Source organism: Paracoccus sp. SM22M-07, assembly GCF_001887735.1.
In the GTDB taxonomy this organism is placed as follows: Bacteria; Pseudomonadota; Alphaproteobacteria; order Rhodobacterales; family Rhodobacteraceae; genus Paracoccus.
The window spans coordinates 116,134-135,129 of sequence record NZ_JPKW01000009.1 but is presented as its reverse complement, the minus strand read 5'-3'; the positions used below and the strand labels follow the sequence as shown (position 1 = coordinate 135,129).

The window sequence follows — 18,996 nt, the reverse complement described above, 5'->3', positions numbered from 1 at the left end:
TCCTGATCTCCTTTAGGCGGAGATTTGCGGATGGGACTGCTTGATCTGTTATTTGGAAAGAAGGGCGCAAAGCATTTCCGGCAAGCCAGCAAGGCGACGAAGGCAATGACGGCCAAGTCAGAGCGCAAACCGCTCAACAGGGTAGATGATCCAAAGGACAAGACTTGGAGCTCTTACCCAAATGTGGTTTCGCGACCTGAGGGCATGGTCCGTCTCGGCGCCACTTGCGAAGTGGCAGGGACATTTCTCAGGACTGACGCAGTGAATGCTGCAATCTCGGCAATGCGCAGAGGCGAAGCAGTAGAGGCCGAGCTATTCAGAGAGCCGGACAATCCTCACGACAAGAATGCCATACAGGTTTACATCTCAACCAAGTTTCTGGATGGCGAACTGATCGGCTATCTACCCCGAGACCAAGCCCTTGCGCTGTCGAAATATCCCGAAGAAATGCCCATTTCCTGTGAGATCACTTCCATAAAATCGAACGGCGACGTGCACTATGTAAAGCTGGTGGTTCTTATCCCCGGCAAGCGTGAACGAACTCAGCGGGGCTGGGAGATATGACAAGCCAGAGGCACACGCCGCCACTGCAATTTTGCGGCGGCTATCGCGTCTACTTTAGTTAACCCTATCGCCGGGCCAGCGCCCGGTCGATCTTGTCCCAGGCCGCGTTGACCCGCTCGGCGCGGGCTGCCGGATCGCCCGGGCTGCCGGTGAAGGCGTCGAGCGAGGGGATCTCGTGGAGATGGGGCAGCATGGCGCCCCACCAGGTCATCTCTCGCTCACGGCGGAGGCGCATGGCCGCGCCGCGCATCTCGATCTCGAGAAGCCGCGGGGTGATCTCCCAGAAGCGGGCGGCATCAAGCCCCGCGCCGATCGCGGCCGTGCAAAGCGCCCCGAGGTCTAGCGCTTGCGCCGCCCCGTCCCCGGGGCGCGCGGGTTTCCCGCCTTGGCCGCACCCGGGAAGGCCGCCTGCATGACCGCGCCGCAAAGGCCGCGATCCCCGGTCAGCAGGTCATCGGCCAGCTCGGCCGCTTCAGCGGGATCCATCCGCTCACCCTTCTCCAGCGAGACGGCCACGACATCGAGCATGATGGCGAAGGGCGGGATCGGGCGCGACGTGTCGCTGTCCTCCGCCTCACCATCCTCCGGCAGGTCGAACTTGCCGGAGAGCAGCCCGCCGAGATCGAGGCCATGGCGACCCTGCAGCTTGGCGAGGCCGCCCATGGTCAGGCGCAGGGCATAGGTCCGGCCGTCATGGTCGTGATGCAGCGTTCCGGTCACGTCGGCCATCAGTCAGCCTCCGGGACGCGAGGATTATCCGTCCGGCGCTCGAAGAGCTTGGCGCTCATCGCCGCCATGCGTTTGTCGCCGACCGTGCCCGAGGGGGTATAGGCGGTGACATGGCCGCGATAGGTGCGCCGGATGCCGCCCACCACCATCTCCAGAAGCATGTCCTCGGGCGTGCCGACCTCGGTCAGATCGGCCAGCTCGTCCACGATCATCTGCCCGGGATCGGTCGGCCAGAACTGCATGTCCTGGGAGAACTCGGCCACCGGCAGCAGGCCCGGGATGGTCTCGCGCGACCGGCCCGGCGATTGCTGGTGGGTGACATCGACATCCTCGGGCACCCGCGCGGGCATGGCGACGGTCTCGATCCCGAGGATCTGGGTGAAGACGGGGTTGCCGCCCCCGGACGCGAGGCGCCCGATCCAGAGTTCGTCCTGGTAGCTGATCGTGGCTTTCGATGCGGTCTCAACCGACATGGCTGGTCCTCCAGTGGATGATGAAGTCGAGGCTGGCGCGGCAGAGCCCGTCGCCGGGGTTGCTGCCGCCCTCGCGGGTCAGGCGGGCGGTGTCGAAGAAGATCGCCTCGAAGCCGCCGCCGCAGTGGAAATCGAGGTGATTGATGATGCCGGTGCCGAGATCCCGCGCGGTGATGAAGTCCGGGGCATAGGCGTCGATCTGCACCCGCGATGTGTCGATCCCGTCGGCCCCCTGCTGGGTCCGCCCCCGGTTCAGCCCCACCAGGTGCAGCACGATGTAGCTCGCGGGGGCGTTGGCGGGCATGTCCTGGGGATGGCTGCCCCAGTTCACCCGCTCGGCGGTCATGTCCGAAAGCCCCGCCAGCAGCAGGGCGCGCAGCGCTTCTTCCATGGGTCATCTCCTGCGCTTGGGCACACGGGCCGCGTTGCGTTGGATCCCGTCCCAGATCAGCGGCGCCAGCCGGTCGATGGTCGGGCGCGCCTCGCTGTCGAAGGCGGGGCGCAGGAAGGGTTCGGGCGCGGTGCCGGGATGGCGGCTGCCCGCGAACTTGCCGCCATTGAGATGCGGGCCAGTGCCGAACTCGACGAAATGGCCATGCCAGCCGGCGGTGGTGGGGCCGAGATAGAGGATGGCCGGCGGGTTGGCGGCCTTGAAGGCGCGCCGCGCATCGCGCAGGGCCTGGGCGGCATGGGCCTTCTCGACCACCCGGTCCCATTGCGCCTGCCGGCCCGCGGCCTTGGCCGCGTCCCAGCTTTCGGCCATGTGGCGCGCATAGGCCGCCCGCCCGACCTCGCCCTTGATCCGCGTGCCGATCCGGATGCTGGCCTCGAGATCGCCCTCGTCGATCGGTGCGTATTGCCGGGCCTTCTCCAGCATGGGGTGCGCCGCCTTGCGCAGGGCGCGCCGGGTGATGGCCAGCTGCGTCGAGCGGGATGCCACCGCCTCCAGCGCCCGCTCCAGCTCCGCCATCCCCTCTATGCGGAAGCTCAAGGCGTGATCCAGCCGGCGGTGATCTCGAAGCCCTCGCGGCGGCCGATCTCCTTGATGCCGAGTATGGCATAGAGCGTCCCCTCGCAGTCCAGGCGGTCGGCACCCGTGAGGCGGGCGGTGAGTTCGGACCATTCGACGACGAAGCGGTCGGTCAGGTCGCGCATGACCGTGTCGGCGTCATAGCGTTCGCGGTCACGGACCGGGATCTTCCCGGCCAGGACCACCCCACCGAAGGGCAGGAACGGTCCCGGACGGCTCTGCAGCCCGTCATCGATCCGCGCGGCCCGCAGGAACTGGACCGGGCGATCCCTTCTCCCCGCTCTCATCCGAGCCACCGGACCTTCAGAGGCGAGAGGAGCCGCGTCACGCCGAAGGGAATGGCCGAGAGCCCATCGTCCGTTGCCGCTTCGCGGGTGGCGTACCAATGCGCGACAAGGAGCTTCAGGGCCGCCGCGATGGCGGGATGGGCATCCTCGGGCGTCGCGGCGGTGAAGCGGATCGTCCCGACATCGCCCGTGACCCGCAGATGGGTCCAGACCGGCCCATGCGTGATCTCAAGGTCCCCGGTGCCCTCTTGGACCACCACCTCGCTCACGCCCGGCAGTGGCAGGCGGTAGGGCATCGGCAGGTTGCCGACGTCACCCAGCTGCCACGCCTGCGGCAGGACCGAGCGGCCGAGGATGCCGCGCGGGCCGTCGAGATGGGCAAAGGCCGCCTCGATCAACCCGGTGATCAGGGCGTCGTGATGGCGATGATCGACCCCGAGGTTCAGATGCGCCTTCATCTCTTCAAGCCCGACGAGATCCTGCGCCCGGCTCGCGCCGACCCGCGACAGCATGGTCTCAGCGCCCCGCCTTGTTGGCGGGCTTTGGTTCGGCCTTGTTCTCGGGCTTCGGTTCCGCCTTCCGCCCGCCCTTTGCCGCCTCGACCAGCACCCCGGATCTGACCAGGTGGGCGACCATCGAAGGATCGGCGCTGCGGGTCTCGCCCTGCCGGTAGAAGCGGTCGCCCTGGTGTTCGCGTCTCACGTCGTAGTTCATCTCGCATCTCCCGTTCGCGGTGCCGGGCCCGGTCGTCCGGGCCCGGGCGGTGGTCATGATCAGCCGGCGGCGGCGGGTGCCAGATCGCCGTAGATGAAGGCTTCGGGACGATAGACCGCCAGCGCGATGCGTTCCTCGGCCAGGATGGTGACGAGGTTGCGCGTGAAGTCGTCATTCTCGAAGCCGACCTCGATGCGCGAGTCCCAGAGATCGAAGACCTCGGCGCCCATCTGGAAGGCCCCGGTCAGGAACTTGCCCTGGGCGATGGCCTGGGTCTCGACGACGGGCAGCCGCCAGAGGCTGGCGGGCGCGTTGCCTTGCGGCTGGCCGATGATGTGCCGGCCGATCTCGTCCTTGGTCAGCTCGATGGCCGCCCAATCGATCGGGTTCAGCACATGGCCAGTGGCGGGATATTCGGCCAGCACCGCCTGGAGGGCCGCGATGCGCAGCGTGTCGATGACCGAAAGCCCCGCGGCGGGCAGTCCGGCCGGCACGGCGTAGCCGCTCGCCTGGGGCACGATCCCGTGCAGGTTCTGCCCGGTCCCGTCGCCATGCAGGATCTGGCGTTCCTCGACCAGGGCCAGGCCGTAAAGCAGGCGGTTGTCGATATGGGACCTCAGCTGCGAGACGTCCGACAGCGCCTGTTTCGACACCTTCATCCAATGCGCGATCACCCGGGCCGAGGTCGAGACGAGATCCATCTTCACGTCCGATCCGGGCTTCTTCGCCCCTTCGGCGACCGGGGCGGCGTTGTTGGTGAAGCCGGTCTCGCGGATGTATTCGAGCGCCGCGTTGTCGATGCGCCCCTGGGTGATCAGGTCGCGCACCACCAGGCGCTGGCGGGGCAGTTCCTGGATGCCGGGCAGCCTGGTCCGCTCGGTCGCCGCGCCGACGGAACCGGCGGCATCGGTGGTGGCCGTGGTGATCGTGGCCTTGACCGCCATGTCGGACTTGCCCTGGCGCGGGCGTCCGTCCGCCCAGGATTTGAAGCCGTCATCCTCGACGAAGCGCTGGCCGAGCGACCTGGCCTGGTCCGGATCACCGCCGGGCGCGCGCGCCAGCTTCTGGGCCAGTTCGCCGACCTGGCCCTTCAGCTCGTTCAGATCGGACATCGCGCTGTCGGCATCGGCCTTCATCTGCGCGCTGAGCTGCTCGCCCTTCTCGACCCGGCCGAGCGCGTCCTCGGCGATCGCCTTGGCGGCATCGACCGAGCGGTTCATCTTCTCGCTGAATTCCTCGGCCAGCTGCTGTGCCGTCTTCTCACCCGACATGGGGAAACCTCTCTCGTTTGGAATGCTCTTCGGGCGTCAGCCCGCCAGGGCGCGCAGGAATGCGAGCCCGTCTGCCGCGTCGCCAGGTTCCCCCTGACCCTTCAGGAGGACGCGCACGGCACGCTCCGCCTGTGCGTTCGAGAAGCCCAAGCTCCCCTTGAGCAGATCCTCGAACTCCCGCTCCGTGGGCCGGTCCCCGGCCCGGAGCTTGTCTGCGATCTCTTGCACGCGCCGCTCGGATTTGACGGCGGCGATCGTGGCATGGTCGTTGGCGCCGATGCTGACGATCGAGACCTCGCGCAGGTCGATCCTGGTCAGCGTCCAGATCTCACCCTTCTCGTCGACCTCGTAGCCCTCGACGCGGTAGCCGATCGAGAGGCCATCGATGTCGCCGGCCTTCAGAAGCTCGTAGGCCTCGCGCCCGCGCTGGACGCCCATGTTCAGCTGGCCCTTGACCAAAAGACCGGTGCCGTCCTCGGCCGCCTCCAGCCATCTCCCGATCGGCTCGCGCGGATCGTGCTGCCAGTACATCTTCGGCATCGTGCCCCGGGCGCTGTGGCGGGCCAGGCTCTCGGCATAGGCACCGGGCGCGATGATGTCGCCATAGCTGTCGGGTTCGCCGCCGAAGGTGCTGGCATAGCCCTCGATCCGGCCCTTCTCGCCGAGCGCCTTGATGTCGAACATGGCCGCGCCGTGCTTCATCTGCATCTTCAGTTCTCCTCTCCCGCGGAGCCGCCGCCGATCAGCGCCTCGAGATCCGCGATCGGCACGTTCTGTTTCTGGATGCGCGGCACGTCGCCGCCATCGACCGGCGGCAGGTTCTCCTTGCCGCGCACCTCGTTGATGGTCATCCACCCGTCGCCCAGGGCCGACTTGTAGAAGGCCGCGCGCCCGGCGCTGTCGCCGCGCAGAAGGCCCTCGAGGTTGAACTCGATGCGAACGCCCGCGGCGCGTTCCGCCGGGGTCAGCAGCTGCTTCTCCATCGCCTGCTCGAAGCGCTTGAGACGGCGGCGCAGGGTGAACTTCTGGAAGATCAGCACTTGCTGCTCGACGCCGGTAGGCCAGCTGCTGGTCTTCGAGTAGTGCTGGATCAACACCGGCGGCACCGCGAAGAAACGACAGATCTCCTCGATCGAGAAGCCACGTGTCTCCAGCAGTTGCGCGTCCTCGGGCGGTACCACGAGGCTCTGCCATTCGACGCCGCCCTCGGCGATGAAGGGGCGCCCGGTATTGGCCGCGCCGGTGAACTCCTCGAGCATGTATTTGCGGGCGATCTCGCGGTTCTCCTCCGAGAGCCAGTCCTGGAACTTCAGGACCCCCGAGGGGCGCATGCCATTGTTGAAGAAGCCCGCCGCCGAGGCTTCCGCCGACATGGCCATCGAGAAGGACCGCCGGGCGAAGGTCAGGGTCGACATGCCGCCCATCGGATCGCCCCCGGGTCCCCGCACATGCAGCATCTCGCCCTCGGGCAGATCGTAGCGCCGCCCAGCCTCGCTCCAGCGGTAGCGCAGGGCGCCCGAAGGATCCCGGCGCACCTGCACGAGGTTCGGCCAGACCGGCATCAGCGCGATGACCTTGCCGCCCAACCGTTCGATCCGGGCATAGCTGTTGCCCCAGAGCTCCATCGACATGGTCATGAAGTCCCAGAAATCGAGCGAGGTCTGATCGAGGTTCGGCGCGTCGTGAAGGACGCGGTAGAGCGACAGATCGCGCCGCTGGCGCCGGATGCCCGCCGCATCGTCCTGAAAGACCTGCAGTGGCAGCGAGCTGATCGCGCCCGCGATGAGATTGACGCAGCCCCAGACGGCGGCCAGCGCCATGCTGTTGTCGGGCGTCACGGTGGGCGCGCCGGGCGGCGGCGGCGGTGCCCCGGACCCGCCCGGGGATGCCCGCAGGTCGAGGACGCGCGCTTCCTCCCGCGCACCGAAGATCTTGCGCAAGAGGTTCATGCGGTCACCATGCTCCGGAAATACGAGTTCTGTCTTTGCAACCGCTCCTCGCCCGGGGAACGGCAGAGGGCGACGCCGGTGGCCATGGCCAGCGACACCATCCCGTCGATGCGGCCATAGGCGTTCGGCTTGTCGAACATCCGGTGCCCGGTGCGGTTCTCGGCATAGACGACGCTGGCCGCCATGCTGTCGAGAAGCGGGTTCTCGGCGATCCCGATCCGCTCCTCGTAGATCGCCGCCTCCAGCTTGTTGATGCTGTCGGGCATCCAGAGATAGATCTCCTGCTGGCCCGCCGGGGCTTGCGGGTCCTTCTCCAGCACCTTCTTCTGGAAACCCTGCGGATGCGTCTCTGCCGGGATCGTCACGCCGAGATCGGTCAGGTGTTCCTGCAGCCGTTCGAGCCCGTACTGGTCGCAGCCGATCACCTCGGGGGCAAAGCGCGCGTTGACCCGTGCGATCGCATCGGCCAGCCAGGCATATTTGAGCCGCTCGCCGGGCACCGCCTCGATATGGCCGTCCCGCGCCCAGTCCAGGTAGGGCGCCTGATCGCCCGCGGCGCGATCGGCGAGAGTGTCCTTCGGTGTCCAGAACCAGGTATGGGAGAGGAACCGTTCGGCATCCCGCGTCCGGTCCGTGAGCCAGACCAGCGTCAGCGCGCTGAAGTCGCGGGTCTGCGACAGATCGAGCCCCCCGAAGCAGGGATAACCCCTGGCGATCATCTCCTCGAGATCGACCGCTGCCCGGCAGGCAAGCCAGGCCTCGCGCCGGATCGCGGCGGTCTGGGCCTGCGTCCATTCGCAGAAATGCAGCCGCGCGATGCCGTTGCGCTTGCCCGGCATCTTCCTGGCCTGGTCGACCTGCGCGGCAAGCCATGGCGTGGTGATGGTCACGTCGAGAAGCGGGTTCGCCTTGACCCAGCATGTGGGATCGTTCTCCCAATCGTCGCCCTCGTCCAGCGAGCAGACGAAGGCGAAGGTCGTGTCATCCTCGAGGACCCCGGCCGCCACGCGGACGGCATGCTGGTGCTCCTCCCAGCAGATCGAGGTGCGGTCCGTGCCGCTGTTCGTGGCCATGCAGAGAAGCGGCTGCATGCGGAACTTGAAGCCGCGCTCCAGCATGTCGATCGTGTCGCGGCTCGGGTGCTCGTGGACCTCGTCGCAGAGCGCGCCATGCGGCCGGGGCCCCGACTGCCCGCCCGACTTGGCCTCGTTGGCGATCGGCTTGAAGAAGCGGCGGCCGCCATCCTTGCCGACATAGCTCAGCTGCCAGACCGGGTTCTGCCCCTGCTGCTCGATCTTGGCCGAGAGGCGGGGCGACTGGTCGACCATGGCCACCGCGTCCTGAAAGAGGATGCGCGCCTGGTCCTTCTTGGCGGCCGCCGAATAGATCTCCGCACGCGCCTCGCCATCCGCGACCATGAGATAGAGGCCGATGCCGCCGAGCATCGGCGACTTGCCGTTGCCCTTGCCTTCCTCGTCGTAGAAGCGCCGGAAGCGGCGCAAACCGGTGGCGGCATGCTTCCAGCCGAAGATCGACCCGACCCGGAACGCCTGGCTCGGGTGCAGGACGAAGGGCACGCCCTCAAACTGGCCGCCGTTTAGCCGCAGGTTCCGGGCGAACCAGCCGATCACCTTGCGGGCCGCCGCGACATCCCAGAAGAGGCCGCGCGCCGGACCCTCGGCCAGGTCGCGGATATGGCGCGCGGCGGCGTCGCGCACATGGGGACCGGCCACGATGGCACCGGCCACCACATCCTCGGCCCATGCCGTGACCGGATCGGCCTCGTAGGCCGCCGTCCGGTCAGGTGAAGTCATCGTCGCCCTCGGGGAAACTGAAGCCCAGCTGGCCCTGGTTGCCCATGGCCCGCTCGGCCGCCGGCGTCATCCCGAAATCGCCGGCCAGCGCGCGCACCTGCCGCCAGGTCTCGTTCAGCTGGGCGACCTCGGGGCGGGACTTGATCTGCAGGCCGTTGCGGGTCTTCGCCTCGTAGGTCTCGCCCAGCTCCTCGATCAGGGTCGTGTATTCCTCGTAGCGCACCACCGACCGGCAGAGCTGGACGAACATGAAGACGTTCACCTCGTTCAGCCGGTTCTTCGTGGGATGGCAGAGCGGCGGCGCCAGGCGGTCATAGACCCATCGCACCTTGTCGAGGAGGCCCTCGGGGCGCAGCTCGGCGGCGCGCGCAAGGGCCCGCGCCTCGAGGTTCTGGCCGCCGGTGCCATCCTCGCGCATCGGGACGACGGAGCTGTCCTTCGGCCTGCGTCCCTTCACCCCTCGAGCCTCCTCATGCTGTGGCTTTTTCCATTCAATTCCCGGTTTGCGCACAGAAACTGTCCGCACCGGTCCGCAGCCCTTGGCCTTGGGGAGTTTGCGATACCCCCCTTGGCCGGGTTGGCGGTCAGCGATTGGCCGGGTGGGCCGGATCGATCGGCCAGCCGTCGCGCCCGCGGGCGTTCGAGAAGCCACGGACCTCTTCGCGTTGCTTGACCACGTCGTGATGATCGGGACAGAGCGTCTGCCAGTTGGCCACGTCCCAGAAGAGCGCGTGATCGCCACGATGCGGAACGACGTGATCGACCACCAGGAACCGCCGCCGCCGGTCCGCCTGCGACAGGCCTCCCATGGTCAGGCCACCGTCATTGACGCGACCCGCCTGGCGGCAGAGCCGGCAGAGCGGCTCCCGCGACAGATGGCCGAGACGAGCGCGTCGCCAGCGTGCCGTCTTGTAGAACGGATGACGTGACATGGCGCCTCAGGATGTGACGGATGATGGGATCGGCGCCGGGCCGCTGATCCAATGTCCAGTCCAAAAAGATAGCTGGAACGAGGTATGGCCGCGAGGAATAAGGGTTCGGGACCTTTCGGTGCAGGCACGCTGCATCCGGTCCAGGACTGCCACCAGCATCAGATGCAGGTGCGATACATGTTTTTTGGCCAAGGCCAACGCCTTGCACTTTTTTTGGTTAGAACTGCAACTTTGGAGACGGCACTCCCGTGATTAGGATCCGAATTTTGACAGTTTCATCGATTTTGGGAGGATCGAATGTCAAATAGATTACTGCACGAACAACTGGCCGAGGCTAGCCAATGTGGTTGCCATTGGCTTGGCAGGCTGGCCCACCTCAACAGGCAGGGTGTCACGGCGGGTCCGGATCAGGAGGAGGCCATACGCCAGACGCAGTATTGGCTGCACCGATACGGGTCTCTCGCCGACCAAGTCAGCTCTCGCAATTGACGAATGCACGCCGGAGCAACGGCTTTCGGGCGCGTTTTTGCACGATGATCGAGGGCATCAGCCATCGAACCTGTAGCTCGGCGGTGGCGGTTGACATGGTGTGGTGGCCAGACATCCCACCAAAGCTGCAACAGATCATCTCCGGTCGTGGAAACCATACTGGGGCAAAGTCGCGTTCGATGCGTAGGATTAATTTTAGTTAACTTTTTTCCGAGGGTGGCAAGTTATGCCCCGAATGATCCTGACCGACTTTCATTCACTTCAGCCGCTTGTTGTGGAATTCGAACCCAGTCCCAAAATAGCCGTCTCTGAGTGCTTCGACTACTCGACTTGCGTCATCATCTACAGCAATGGAGCCGAACAGATCTTCTTCGTCGTCGAGTCCAAGTTTCACGTCGAGGAACTCTGGCGCATAGCGCAGTAACCTTGGCTGTTTGGTGTCCATTCTCTTCAGCGTCCAGTTTCAACCGGTGGTATCGATGAACACTACGATCCGTGTCGGTCGCAGGATTGTGTGAAACTCTTGGTTTCGCTACCCTTTGGCCTCGGAAAACGCGCAACAGAGACGAGGACGATGACGTCATGCTGACCATGAGATTGATCTCCATGCCGGCTGGTGAACCAGTTGACGTGACATTCAGCGACGAAACGAAATTCGATATCCACCCCGGCGCTGAAGGGGCGACGGTGCTGGTATTGCGCCACCGTGGCGTGCAGCGAATTCTTCACGTCAGGGATACGCCAGACCAAATCTCTGCCGCTAGGAGCACGGCGCTCGGGAGCGCACGCTGACATGCGGATAGGTGAGGCTGGCCAGGTTCATTTTCTCCAGCAGCCTTTGCCTATTATGAGGCCTCCCTCTGGGCGAAAATCATAAGAAACAGGCAGCGGATCAACCCTTGAGAGGTGATCGGGAAAGTCGGCGCAACCCTAGGTAAAGAAGACGCACGCAGGTGTTCACGATTTCAGTTCGCGCAGGAACCCATTCAGCCGCGTTGTCATTTGTATCGACTAAATGACAGCATTGGAGACTGCGAATGGTCGGTGATTTCACCCACGAGGAACTACGGCTTATTCACCACGCGCTGAATGCATTTCAGCACAATACCGGCTATCGTGCTCTGATCCAGAAGATCGACGGCTTGGTCGATCAATCGAACTTAGGATACGGTCCCCAGCTTCCCAAACGGCATGCGGGCCACGGGACAACATACCACTCTTGAAGACAAACGCCCGCAGAGAGAGTTCCCGGCGGACGCACCTGTGGATGATGACAAAGGTTATGCCTTGCGGTGATCTAAGCGGTCAATCCAAACTTTTATCACCGAGCCATGCTTTCGAGGCACGCTCCCAATGCGACTTTAAGGCAGGAGACGTGCTTCCCCGACTTTGCCCAGCCATGCGCGCGTAAAACGTCGTCGAAGCGCTTCCCCTGCAGGCAGATCGCGTCGACCAGCGCGCGGTTTGTAATGATCGACGCCCTTGCGCCGCCGCGACTGGACGGGCGCACGCGGCGCACCACCATGGCGGTCCCGGTACCGATCCGGCGCTGCAGCCTGCGGATCTCCTCGCCCTCGGCCAGATAGGCGTCGATGAAAGCGCCTCCCGATGATGGCCCCGACCCACGTCGGGCCTCGAGGCTGGCGCAGCGCATGCCGCCCGCATCGTGTCGCTCGACCAGGTCGCGATAGCGTCGGGCGACGGTGACCTGCGCCTTGGTGAAGGGCGCCTCGCGTCCCTTGGCCGCGGCGATGCGGGCCAGATCGTCGAAGATGTCGGCGGCGCGCACGGCCTTGAAGCCCCGCCAGCCCATCTCCTCGACCTTGTAGCCGGAGCTGGACTTGCCGTCGGGCATCACCACCCGCGGCATCTCGGCCACCTGCGGTCCGCGCGCCGGGGCTGTCGGAATGGCGGGGCCGCAGCCCGCCACCGGCGTCGCGCGATCGATCATCGCCCGCAGCCGTTCGGCCTCGCCCTCCAGCCGCGCCCGTGCCGCCTGCCTGTCGATCATGCTCATGCCGCTGTCCCTTCCTCGTTTGCCGCGTTCTGGATGGCCTCGATCTCGGCCAGATCCGCGTGCCAGGCAGCCAGCCAGTCCTTCTCGGCCAGCGTCGCGCGCCCGACCTCGATGTTCTCGCGGATGACCCGGCGCTTGTGGCGGTTGGCATCCGCGTCCTGGCGCAACCGCGTGATGATGTACTTGCCCGGCGGCGGGCCCAGCTTCCGGGCGATCTGGAACAGCTCCACCGCCCAGCCCTCGGCCATGGCCTGCCGTCCCATGGCCGACCGGATCAGGCTCTGGGCATAGGCGCTGTCGCGCGGCGGCGGGCATTGCAGCGTCATCGCCCAGGACCGGATCAGCCCTTCCTCGGGCCAGATGCCCTTGACCGCATGCCGCGCGATCAGATCGACCATGGCCCGCAGGTTGTCGTCGGACATGTAGGTCAGCCAATCGCGCAGCCGCGCCATGGCCTTGTCATGCGCCTCGGCACTCACGCCGCGCTTGCGCGCCAGCCCCGCCAGGGGCTGCATCAGCAACCCATCCACCCGCGCCCTCATTTCCGCATTCGGAGCCGACATGGCATCTTCCCCTTCTCTCAGCCCTTCAACCTATCCACAGGCGCCATCGCCGGAGTGTCGCGCGACGGGCGCTGTCTCTTTCCCTGTCTTTTTCTTTGTCCCTGTCTCTATGGAGCGAGACAGTCTCGAAGTGTCTTTGGACTGTCTCGGACTGTCTTGCGGACAATGTCGGGACAGTTCGGACAGTCTCAGGCGCGCGTTCGTTTCTGCGCCATCGTCAGGTCCAGCATGTGATCGGACCAGCGCGCGATCCCGCGCTCGATCCAGCTCGAGGACCGGTACTCACAGCCCTCCGCGACCAGCCATTCGTCGATCCAGCGCAGGGCCGCGTCGTTGGCGGCGATTTCCTTGCTGTATCCGGCCAGCGCGGTCCGCAACCGCAACAGCCGCTTGCTGACGCTGGCGGCCTCGCTCCGCGCCCGGTGATCTTCCTTGCGGGCGATCGCGTCTGTCAGCGTGCGCAGGATCATCGGATGCATCAGCCGGATCTCGCCCCCACAGCGGACGTGGCGCCACTTATGCAACGGCCCGAATTCCAGCCGGCACAGCTGCTCGAAATGGTCGCGATCCTCGAAAACCATCTTCGCCAGGACGCCCAGATCGGTGGGCAGGGTCCCGATCGGCGATTGGTCATAGGCGATGTTGATCAGGTCGAAATAGAGCGCCCGGCATTCCTTGGTGGCCTTCAGCCGCATGTCGCAGTTCAGCCAGCGCCGCCGCTCCCAAGCCATGAAGTAATGGCTGTCCAGCCGATCCTCGCGCGTCAGCGGGTATTCGTCGATCTCGCCCACCGGCGCCAGGGACAGGCTCATCGCTCCGCTCCCATGCCTGCGCGCATCATCCGGCCCAGCAGGTAGTCGCGATAGCGTGGCGTCATGCCCGCCTTCAGCTGGCGATGCAGATGCGCGTAACCCACTCCCAGGGCCCGCGCCGCCTCGGCGATCGAGGCAAAGCGCCGGCCGTGGATGACGCAGGGCCTGGCATTCGGCCGGGGCACATTGCGCCGGGGCGCATGGGATCCCAGGCCCGCCGCGTCGGCATGGCCCTTGCGGTCCAACTGCCCCGAGATCGATCCCGGCGTGATCCGCAGCGCCGCCGCAGCGGCCGAGATCAAGGGATAGACCGTGCCCCGCACCCGGACCGGCACGCAGCGCGGGTGATCGGGACAGTGGCGCACCTTGCCCTCGCGCAGCCGCCGGCGCCATGCTCGCTGCCGCGCGATCTCCGCCTCGCGGCAGGCATCGCAGCGGCACTTGTGGCTGACATAGCCCGAGGATGTCCCGTGCGGGATGGGCCGCGGTCCGGCCGCCATCGGCGCGCCTTCGGATGACGTGATCATTGGCGCCTCGCTCGTTCCGGTACCGCCGCGCGGCACCACGCCCCCATGGGGTGAAAAGCCCGGGCCGCCAGGGAGGAGGAGAGCGGCCCGGGCACCCGCAGGCCCGCGACCGGCGCGGGGGCGGATGAGAATGAAAAGGACGCGGCAGCCCTGCAGCCGCCGCGCCAGGTGCCGGTGCAGGACAGGCGATGCCCGGACCGGAAAACATGCCCCGCTGCCAAAAGGCAGCTCTCGGCCGGGCCAGCCGCAGGGTCCGCAATCCCGGGTCTTCCGTGCTTCACCCGAAGGCGGCCGGAATTGCGGCTTGGGTGGGGGGTGATACCCCTGGACGGGCCATGCTTCCTGCCCATCTCATCCACCTTCGGGTGTCCTGATGACCCGAAACCCATCATTCGCCCTGCATGATCTCGGCATAACGCGCCAAGCTCCGCGTCGCGTGATCGACATGGTGGCCGTAAGGCGCGTTCAGCCCGTCGAACCAGTTGCAGGCCGTCTGAAAGGTGACGCCGAAATGCACGGCGCAAACCTCGCGGCTGGCAAAGCTGGCAATCATCAGCAGCGACCAGCGGCGCAGGAAGGCGTCGCGGTCGGTGCTATGACCACCATGGGCACGGCGCGCGGCATCGCGGCCGCGGCCCCGCCCGTCAAACAGGTTGGCATGGGACATTGGACGGCATGCGCCGTCATGCTGCGTCGGGCGCAGTGTTTGCAGGGGAAGTGTCATGAGAGGGCTCTTGGTTATGGGTGGAAGTGGGTTTGGTGGCAGATGTCACCCATGCTTCGAAGTCCACCTTGCCGTCGGTTGCAGCCTTAATGGCTGCCGCCATGGGAATGTTAGGCAGAGCGACGCCTCGAACCAGCCGAGAGACCGTAGCCTGCGTAACGCCGATGGTAGCAGCAAAATCTTCCTGCTTCGTCCGGCTGGATTTGAGATATTCTGCAAGGGTCATCATGGCCAGAATAAATACGCAACAGGTATATACTGGTCAAGCATAAAAATTCGCACCCCGTATTCGACAGTTTGCTGGCTTGCGATCAAAATGGCGCCATGAACAACATCACGCGAATACGTAAGGCAAAGGGTCTCCGGCAGAACGATCTGGCGGATATGGTCGGGGTTAGTCAGCCTCACATCTCTCGTATCGAGAAGGGCGACGAAGGGCCTCCTCTTTCTTTGTTTCGCACTATCGCAGATGCACTGAGCGTACCGCTATCGGCCCTGTTTACTGACCCAAGAACCGATGCAGAACAGGCGCTTATAGAGGCTTTTCGCGATCTTCCTGAGAGCCGTAGGCAAGGTTGGCTCGAAATGGCTCGTTTGGTTCAGGCCGAAGCTCGAGCAGCAGATCGAGCAAGTGATCAAAGTCAGACTCGCTAAGCTCGTTTACAATTTGCGAAAATTCTTCAACCTGACCAGGCATAACATTCCTCAAGCAATATGAGAACATTAAGCGAACAAATGCAGTTCGCGCAACCCCCGATGGTACTTGGCTGCATGCGAGCGATGAAGACCTGCGGTGGATTAATGCCTGACAAGCATAATTATCCTTGACCAGTATATGCGTTATACGCATATTTGCTCCATCGCAACCCGATGGAGATCACGGCCATGCAGATCATCGCCGACACCCTTCGCCAGCCCACCATCCCGGCCCAGGCCCGCGCCATCATCGCTGACCCGGAGCTGGCCGCGCGCGCCGGCGAGACCGCCCGCCGCTTTGCCTGGTACATCACGGTCAGTGCCCGCGGCGGCAAGGTCCGCCAACGCCACCGGCCCGCAAACCTGATCGAGGGGCCGCGCTGATGGACCCGCACAACAGCATCAGCGCCCGGCGCGATGATACGCCTTCGACCCTGCCGATCGACCTGCCCGCCATCGACAGCTTTTCCGATCCGCTGCGCCCCATCCTGACCAGGGGCGACATGATCGCCTTCGTGATCGGCATTCTCGGCACGCTCTGCGGCGGCGCCCTTGTCTGGTGGATCTTCGCATGAGCCCGCGCAGCATGGCCTTGGCCGCCTTCATCAAGCACGACTGCTCACTGCATGGCTGGTCGCGCAGCGCGCTGCAGATCGCCGAGGATCTGGCCGACCGCTATCCTGCCGCGGCCAGCTGGAACCTGTCGGCCCGCCACGTGGCGCGCGTGCTGCGCGAATGCGGCTGGACGACGCGCACGCGCAGCAGTCGCGTCGAACGTGGCGCGGATATCGACCAGACGCTGCACGGCATGGCCGATCCAGGTGAACTGCAGTTCAGCGCATGACCGACATCGTCACCCATCGCGGCATCCAGATCTGCCGATACGACGTGCCCTACACGCCCTTCTTCTGGACCCATGACGAAACGGACGGCTACGGCGTCGCCTGCACCGTGGCCGTCGCAAAGGATCAGATCGACAAGCACCTTGCGAAAAAGGACCAGGACAGATGACTGACATCACCCTTCCGCCCCGCGCGACTGCCTGCACGGCAGAAGAGCGCGACGAGATCACCGCCGCCATGGTTGGCGTCATCGACCGCTATTGCGGCATGGACCCCATCGACATGCCGCTGGCGCGCGAACTCGGCGCCGAATGCTGCCGCATCATCGAGGCGCGCGAGCGGTCCGCCGCCCGCCCGGAGGGCCGGACATGAAGAACAAGCTGGGCGACCTGAACAACCACCTCTTTGCCGCCCTGGAACGGCTCGGCGACGAGGGCATGACGGCAGACCAGATCGAGCAGGAAGCCAAGCGCGCCGACGCCATCGTCGCGGTCGCCGACAAGATCATCGGCACCGCCGACACGCAGCTGAAGGCGGCAAAGCTCTGGGCCGAACATGGCAGTGCCATCATGCCCATGCTGCCCAAGGTCGGCGGCAGTGCTACCGAGATCGAGGGGAAGGCCGAATGAAGGGCCGCGCCATCACCTATCACCCCGAGGAGCTGGCTTGGATCGAGGCGCGCAAGGATCTGCCGCGGGCGGAGCTGCACAGGCTGTTCCGCGCCTTCTGGCAGCGTGACGACGTCTCGCAGGCAAACCTAACCGCGCTCTGCAAGCGGCGCGGCTGGATGACCGGGCGCACGGGGCATTTCCACAAGGGTCAGGTCTCCCACAACAAGGGCAAGCCAATGCCGCCGGAGGTCAGGGCCAAGGTCATGGCGACGGCCTTCAAGCCGGGGCACCGGCCTGCGAACCATCGCGGACCGGGCCATGAACGCATCGACAGCAAGGACGGCTACGTCGTGATGATCGTCGACGAGCGGAACCCGTGGAACGGGCATGCCACGCGCCCGGTCCACAAGCACCGCTATCTGTGGGAACGGCAGCATGGTCCGGTCCCGGAGGGTCATGTCCTGAAATGCCTGGACGGCGACAAGACCAATTGCGACCCGGCCAACTGGCAGGCGATCCCCCAGGGCATGCTGCCCCGGCTGAACGGTCGCTGGTCGGGCCTGAAATACGACGACGCGCCCGCCGAGCTGAAGCCCGCGGTGATGGCCGTGGCCAAGCTGGATCACGCGGCGCGCGTGGCACGCAAGCGGAGGGCATGATGGCACGCGCCGACCTGACATTTACACCCAGATTACTTCCTGCCTCGAAGGCCGCAGCCTATCTGGGCATCAGCGAAAGCACGCTGCGGACGCTGAACCTGCCCCGCCGTATCCTTGGCAGCAAGCGCCTCTATGACGTCCTGGCCCTTGACCACTACGCAGACTCACTGACTGTGGAAGGAGAAGAAATAGCATCAGAGGCAAACACATGCCGCGGCAAATTCGGGCGGCGGGCGTCGTGACGCTCAAGCACTTGCAGACCATCTACAAGGGCGGGAAGGTCTATCATTACCTGCGCGCCCCCGGAGCCAGGCGCCAGCGCTTGCCCGATCTGCCGATCGATAGCGCCCCCTTCCTAGCCGCCTATGCGGCGGCCCTGACGGTGGCCGAGGTCAAAACCAAGGCGAAGCCCGGCACCATCGCGCTGATGATCGAGGGATACCTCTCCAGCCGCGATCATCTGGACCGGTCCGATTCCTACCGGCGCACCATCAGACGCCATGCCGAAGCGATAAAGGAACAGGCCGAGGATGCGCTGGCCGCACACCTGACCACCGAGGACATCGCCGACGATCTTGAACCGCTCGCGCCCAACGCCGCTGCCGACCGGCTGAAGACGTGGCGCGCGATTTGTGCCTATGGCAAGACGAAGCGCCTGCTTACTGTCGATCCATCTCTGGCAGCGCGCCGGAAGGCCATTCCGAAGACCATCGGTCATCCGGCATGGACCGATGCGGAGATCGAGCGCTATCGGGCGAAATGGCCCGTAGGCACTGTGCAGCGGCTGACATTCGAACTGATTTTCTGGACTGGCGCCCGGATCAGCGACGCGGTCCTGATCGGTCCAGGAATGGTCGGTCGCGACGGAGTTCTTCAGTTCAGCCAGCAGAAGACCGGAGAGCCCGCTTTCGTCCCTTGGACCTGCCAACCACCAGCCTATGCGCTGCGCATGCTTAAAGACCGCCAACAGCTGCATTTAGCGTTGGAGGCTCGGTCGGAAAAGCACATGACGTTCTTGGCCACAGCCCACGGCAGGACTCGATCTTCGAAGGCTCTGGGGCACTTGGTTTCGGAGGCGGCCGACGCTGCAAAGATCGACAAGTCAGCGCATGGGCTGCGGAAGGCACGCGCGAAGGCATTAGCCGAGGCGGGCGCCACGGTTCACCAGATCGCTGCTTGGACAGGCCACATTACACTTGAGGAAGTGGAGCATTACACGCGGGAGGCAGATAGACGGGCGGCGGTGCAAGGCCTCGTGCGGCCCTCGGTAACTCTGGAAATAAGAGAATAGCG

General features: G+C 65.3%; 33 protein-coding genes. 12 read left to right on the top strand and 21 right to left on the bottom strand.

The annotated features are described in order from the left end of the window. The first annotated feature begins 30 nt into the window (after positions 1–30). Positions 31–564, top strand: a complete 534-nt coding sequence (locus IE00_RS19515) for an HIRAN domain-containing protein (RefSeq protein WP_083554377.1) — start codon at positions 31–33, stop codon at positions 562–564. A gap of 64 nt (positions 565–628) precedes the next feature. Here the strand turns inward: IE00_RS19515 and IE00_RS20380 are convergent, their stop codons facing one another. The 15 genes from IE00_RS20380 to IE00_RS19785 form a co-directional block, all read right to left on the bottom strand. Beyond that, the gene (locus IE00_RS20380; RefSeq protein ID WP_205949679.1) at positions 629–814 is read right to left on the bottom strand and encodes a hypothetical protein; all 186 of its coding nucleotides are present in this window, start codon (positions 812–814) and stop codon (positions 629–631) included. An 89-nt stretch (positions 815–903) separates the two neighbouring features. Further along, positions 904–1,293: a hypothetical protein gene (locus IE00_RS13695; RefSeq protein ID WP_072297757.1), complete on the bottom strand. Its 390-nt coding sequence runs from the start codon at positions 1,291–1,293 to the stop codon at positions 904–906. Next, positions 1,293–1,766: a phage tail tube protein gene (locus IE00_RS13690; protein ID WP_072297756.1), complete on the bottom strand. Its 474-nt coding sequence runs from the start codon at positions 1,764–1,766 to the stop codon at positions 1,293–1,295. Before IE00_RS13690 ends, IE00_RS13695 begins: the two co-directional genes overlap by 1 nt. Beyond that, positions 1,756–2,157, bottom strand: a complete 402-nt coding sequence (locus IE00_RS13685; protein ID WP_072297755.1) for a hypothetical protein — start codon at positions 2,155–2,157, stop codon at positions 1,756–1,758. The genes IE00_RS13690 and IE00_RS13685 overlap by 11 nt, the downstream gene beginning before the upstream one ends. A 3-nt stretch (positions 2,158–2,160) precedes the next feature. After that, a complete protein-coding gene (locus tag IE00_RS13680) occupies positions 2,161–2,757 on the bottom strand; it encodes an HK97-gp10 family putative phage morphogenesis protein (protein ID WP_170864156.1) in 597 nt (198 codons plus the stop codon). Then, positions 2,754–3,083: a head-tail adaptor protein gene (locus IE00_RS13675; RefSeq protein ID WP_072297753.1), complete on the bottom strand. Its 330-nt coding sequence runs from the start codon at positions 3,081–3,083 to the stop codon at positions 2,754–2,756. Before IE00_RS13675 ends, IE00_RS13680 begins: the two co-directional genes overlap by 4 nt. Further along, on the bottom strand, positions 3,080–3,595 hold the full coding sequence (locus IE00_RS13670; RefSeq protein WP_072297752.1) for a head-tail connector protein: 516 nt from the start codon (positions 3,593–3,595) through the stop codon (positions 3,080–3,082). The genes IE00_RS13675 and IE00_RS13670 overlap by 4 nt, the downstream gene beginning before the upstream one ends. A 4-nt stretch (positions 3,596–3,599) precedes the next feature. Further along, complete coding sequence (locus tag IE00_RS13665) at positions 3,600–3,797, bottom strand: hypothetical protein (RefSeq protein ID WP_072297751.1); 198 nt, start codon at positions 3,795–3,797, stop codon at positions 3,600–3,602. A 59-nt stretch (positions 3,798–3,856) separates the two neighbouring features. Next, a complete protein-coding gene (locus IE00_RS13660; RefSeq protein WP_072297750.1) occupies positions 3,857–5,068 on the bottom strand; it encodes a phage major capsid protein in 1,212 nt (403 codons plus the stop codon). 36 nt (positions 5,069–5,104) lie between these two features. After that, on the bottom strand, positions 5,105–5,776 hold the full coding sequence (locus tag IE00_RS13655) for an HK97 family phage prohead protease (RefSeq protein ID WP_072297749.1): 672 nt from the start codon (positions 5,774–5,776) through the stop codon (positions 5,105–5,107). 2 nt (positions 5,777–5,778) lie between these two features. Next, a complete protein-coding gene (locus IE00_RS13650) occupies positions 5,779–7,017 on the bottom strand; it encodes a phage portal protein (protein WP_072297748.1) in 1,239 nt (412 codons plus the stop codon). Next, a complete protein-coding gene (locus tag IE00_RS13645) occupies positions 7,014–8,765 on the bottom strand; it encodes a terminase large subunit (RefSeq protein WP_240493900.1) in 1,752 nt (583 codons plus the stop codon). The genes IE00_RS13650 and IE00_RS13645 overlap by 4 nt, the downstream gene beginning before the upstream one ends. Positions 8,766–8,817: 52 nt before the next feature. Further along, positions 8,818–9,288, bottom strand: a complete 471-nt coding sequence (locus IE00_RS13640; protein ID WP_072297747.1) for a P27 family phage terminase small subunit — start codon at positions 9,286–9,288, stop codon at positions 8,818–8,820. 127 nt (positions 9,289–9,415) lie between these two features. Next, positions 9,416–9,763, bottom strand: coding sequence for an HNH endonuclease signature motif containing protein (locus IE00_RS20590; protein ID WP_072297746.1), 348 nt, complete (start codon positions 9,761–9,763; stop codon positions 9,416–9,418). A 745-nt stretch (positions 9,764–10,508) separates the two neighbouring features. Beyond that, entirely contained in the window at positions 10,509–10,697 is a 189-nt protein-coding gene (locus tag IE00_RS19785) for a hypothetical protein (protein WP_139291442.1), read from the bottom strand. Positions 10,698–10,834: 137 nt separating this feature from the next. On the opposite strand from IE00_RS19785, the gene IE00_RS13625 reads away from it, so the two are divergent. Next, positions 10,835–11,044: a hypothetical protein gene (locus tag IE00_RS13625; RefSeq protein WP_072297744.1), complete on the top strand. Its 210-nt coding sequence runs from the start codon at positions 10,835–10,837 to the stop codon at positions 11,042–11,044. A 529-nt stretch (positions 11,045–11,573) separates the two neighbouring features. Here IE00_RS13625 and IE00_RS13615 read toward each other — a convergent pair. The 6 genes from IE00_RS13615 to IE00_RS13590 all read right to left on the bottom strand — a co-directional run bounded on the left by IE00_RS13615 (position 11,574) and on the right by IE00_RS13590 (position 15,124). After that, positions 11,574–12,269 (bottom strand): hypothetical protein, encoded by a 696-nt coding sequence (locus tag IE00_RS13615; RefSeq protein WP_072297742.1) that lies wholly within the window; start codon positions 12,267–12,269, stop codon positions 11,574–11,576. Then, positions 12,266–12,832: a hypothetical protein gene (locus IE00_RS13610; protein ID WP_139291441.1), complete on the bottom strand. Its 567-nt coding sequence runs from the start codon at positions 12,830–12,832 to the stop codon at positions 12,266–12,268. The genes IE00_RS13615 and IE00_RS13610 overlap by 4 nt, the downstream gene beginning before the upstream one ends. Before the next feature lie 188 nt (positions 12,833–13,020). Next, entirely contained in the window at positions 13,021–13,644 is a 624-nt protein-coding gene (locus IE00_RS13605; protein WP_139291440.1) for a hypothetical protein, read from the bottom strand. After that, a complete protein-coding gene (locus IE00_RS13600) occupies positions 13,641–14,171 on the bottom strand; it encodes a hypothetical protein (protein ID WP_072297740.1) in 531 nt (176 codons plus the stop codon). The genes IE00_RS13605 and IE00_RS13600 overlap by 4 nt, the downstream gene beginning before the upstream one ends. Before the next feature lie 388 nt (positions 14,172–14,559). Next, entirely contained in the window at positions 14,560–14,838 is a 279-nt protein-coding gene (locus IE00_RS13595) for a hypothetical protein (protein WP_072297739.1), read from the bottom strand. A 16-nt stretch (positions 14,839–14,854) separates the two neighbouring features. Beyond that, positions 14,855–15,124 (bottom strand): helix-turn-helix transcriptional regulator, encoded by a 270-nt coding sequence (locus IE00_RS13590; RefSeq protein WP_072297738.1) that lies wholly within the window; start codon positions 15,122–15,124, stop codon positions 14,855–14,857. 95 nt (positions 15,125–15,219) lie between these two features. Between IE00_RS13590 and IE00_RS13585 the strand changes: the two genes are divergently transcribed. The 10 genes from IE00_RS13585 to IE00_RS13545 all read left to right on the top strand — a co-directional run bounded on the left by IE00_RS13585 (position 15,220) and on the right by IE00_RS13545 (position 18,994). Next, positions 15,220–15,549 (top strand): helix-turn-helix domain-containing protein, encoded by a 330-nt coding sequence (locus IE00_RS13585; RefSeq protein WP_072297737.1) that lies wholly within the window; start codon positions 15,220–15,222, stop codon positions 15,547–15,549. Positions 15,550–15,765: 216 nt separating this feature from the next. Beyond that, on the top strand, positions 15,766–15,975 hold the full coding sequence (locus IE00_RS13580; RefSeq protein WP_072297736.1) for a hypothetical protein: 210 nt from the start codon (positions 15,766–15,768) through the stop codon (positions 15,973–15,975). Then, complete coding sequence (locus IE00_RS13575) at positions 15,975–16,166, top strand: hypothetical protein (protein ID WP_072297735.1); 192 nt, start codon at positions 15,975–15,977, stop codon at positions 16,164–16,166. Before IE00_RS13580 ends, IE00_RS13575 begins: the two co-directional genes overlap by 1 nt. Then, a complete protein-coding gene (locus IE00_RS13570) occupies positions 16,163–16,435 on the top strand; it encodes a hypothetical protein (RefSeq protein WP_139291438.1) in 273 nt (90 codons plus the stop codon). The genes IE00_RS13575 and IE00_RS13570 overlap by 4 nt, the downstream gene beginning before the upstream one ends. Further along, positions 16,432–16,602 (top strand): hypothetical protein, encoded by a 171-nt coding sequence (locus IE00_RS20165; protein ID WP_170864155.1) that lies wholly within the window; start codon positions 16,432–16,434, stop codon positions 16,600–16,602. Before IE00_RS13570 ends, IE00_RS20165 begins: the two co-directional genes overlap by 4 nt. Next, the gene (locus tag IE00_RS13565; RefSeq protein WP_072297733.1) at positions 16,599–16,805 is read left to right on the top strand and encodes a hypothetical protein; all 207 of its coding nucleotides are present in this window, start codon (positions 16,599–16,601) and stop codon (positions 16,803–16,805) included. The genes IE00_RS20165 and IE00_RS13565 overlap by 4 nt, the downstream gene beginning before the upstream one ends. Next, positions 16,802–17,062 carry a hypothetical protein gene (locus tag IE00_RS13560; RefSeq protein WP_072297732.1) on the top strand — a complete coding sequence of 87 codons (261 nt, stop codon included), beginning with the start codon at positions 16,802–16,804 and terminating at the stop codon, positions 17,060–17,062. The genes IE00_RS13565 and IE00_RS13560 overlap by 4 nt, the downstream gene beginning before the upstream one ends. After that, positions 17,059–17,703, top strand: a complete 645-nt coding sequence (locus IE00_RS13555) for an HNH endonuclease (RefSeq protein WP_072297731.1) — start codon at positions 17,059–17,061, stop codon at positions 17,701–17,703. Before IE00_RS13560 ends, IE00_RS13555 begins: the two co-directional genes overlap by 4 nt. Then, on the top strand, positions 17,703–17,945 hold the full coding sequence (locus IE00_RS13550) for a DNA-binding protein (RefSeq protein ID WP_240493898.1): 243 nt from the start codon (positions 17,703–17,705) through the stop codon (positions 17,943–17,945). The genes IE00_RS13555 and IE00_RS13550 overlap by 1 nt, the downstream gene beginning before the upstream one ends. Continuing rightward, positions 17,942–18,994, top strand: a complete 1,053-nt coding sequence (locus IE00_RS13545; protein ID WP_240493904.1) for a tyrosine-type recombinase/integrase — start codon at positions 17,942–17,944, stop codon at positions 18,992–18,994. The genes IE00_RS13550 and IE00_RS13545 overlap by 4 nt, the downstream gene beginning before the upstream one ends. Positions 18,995–18,996 lie beyond the last annotated feature (2 nt).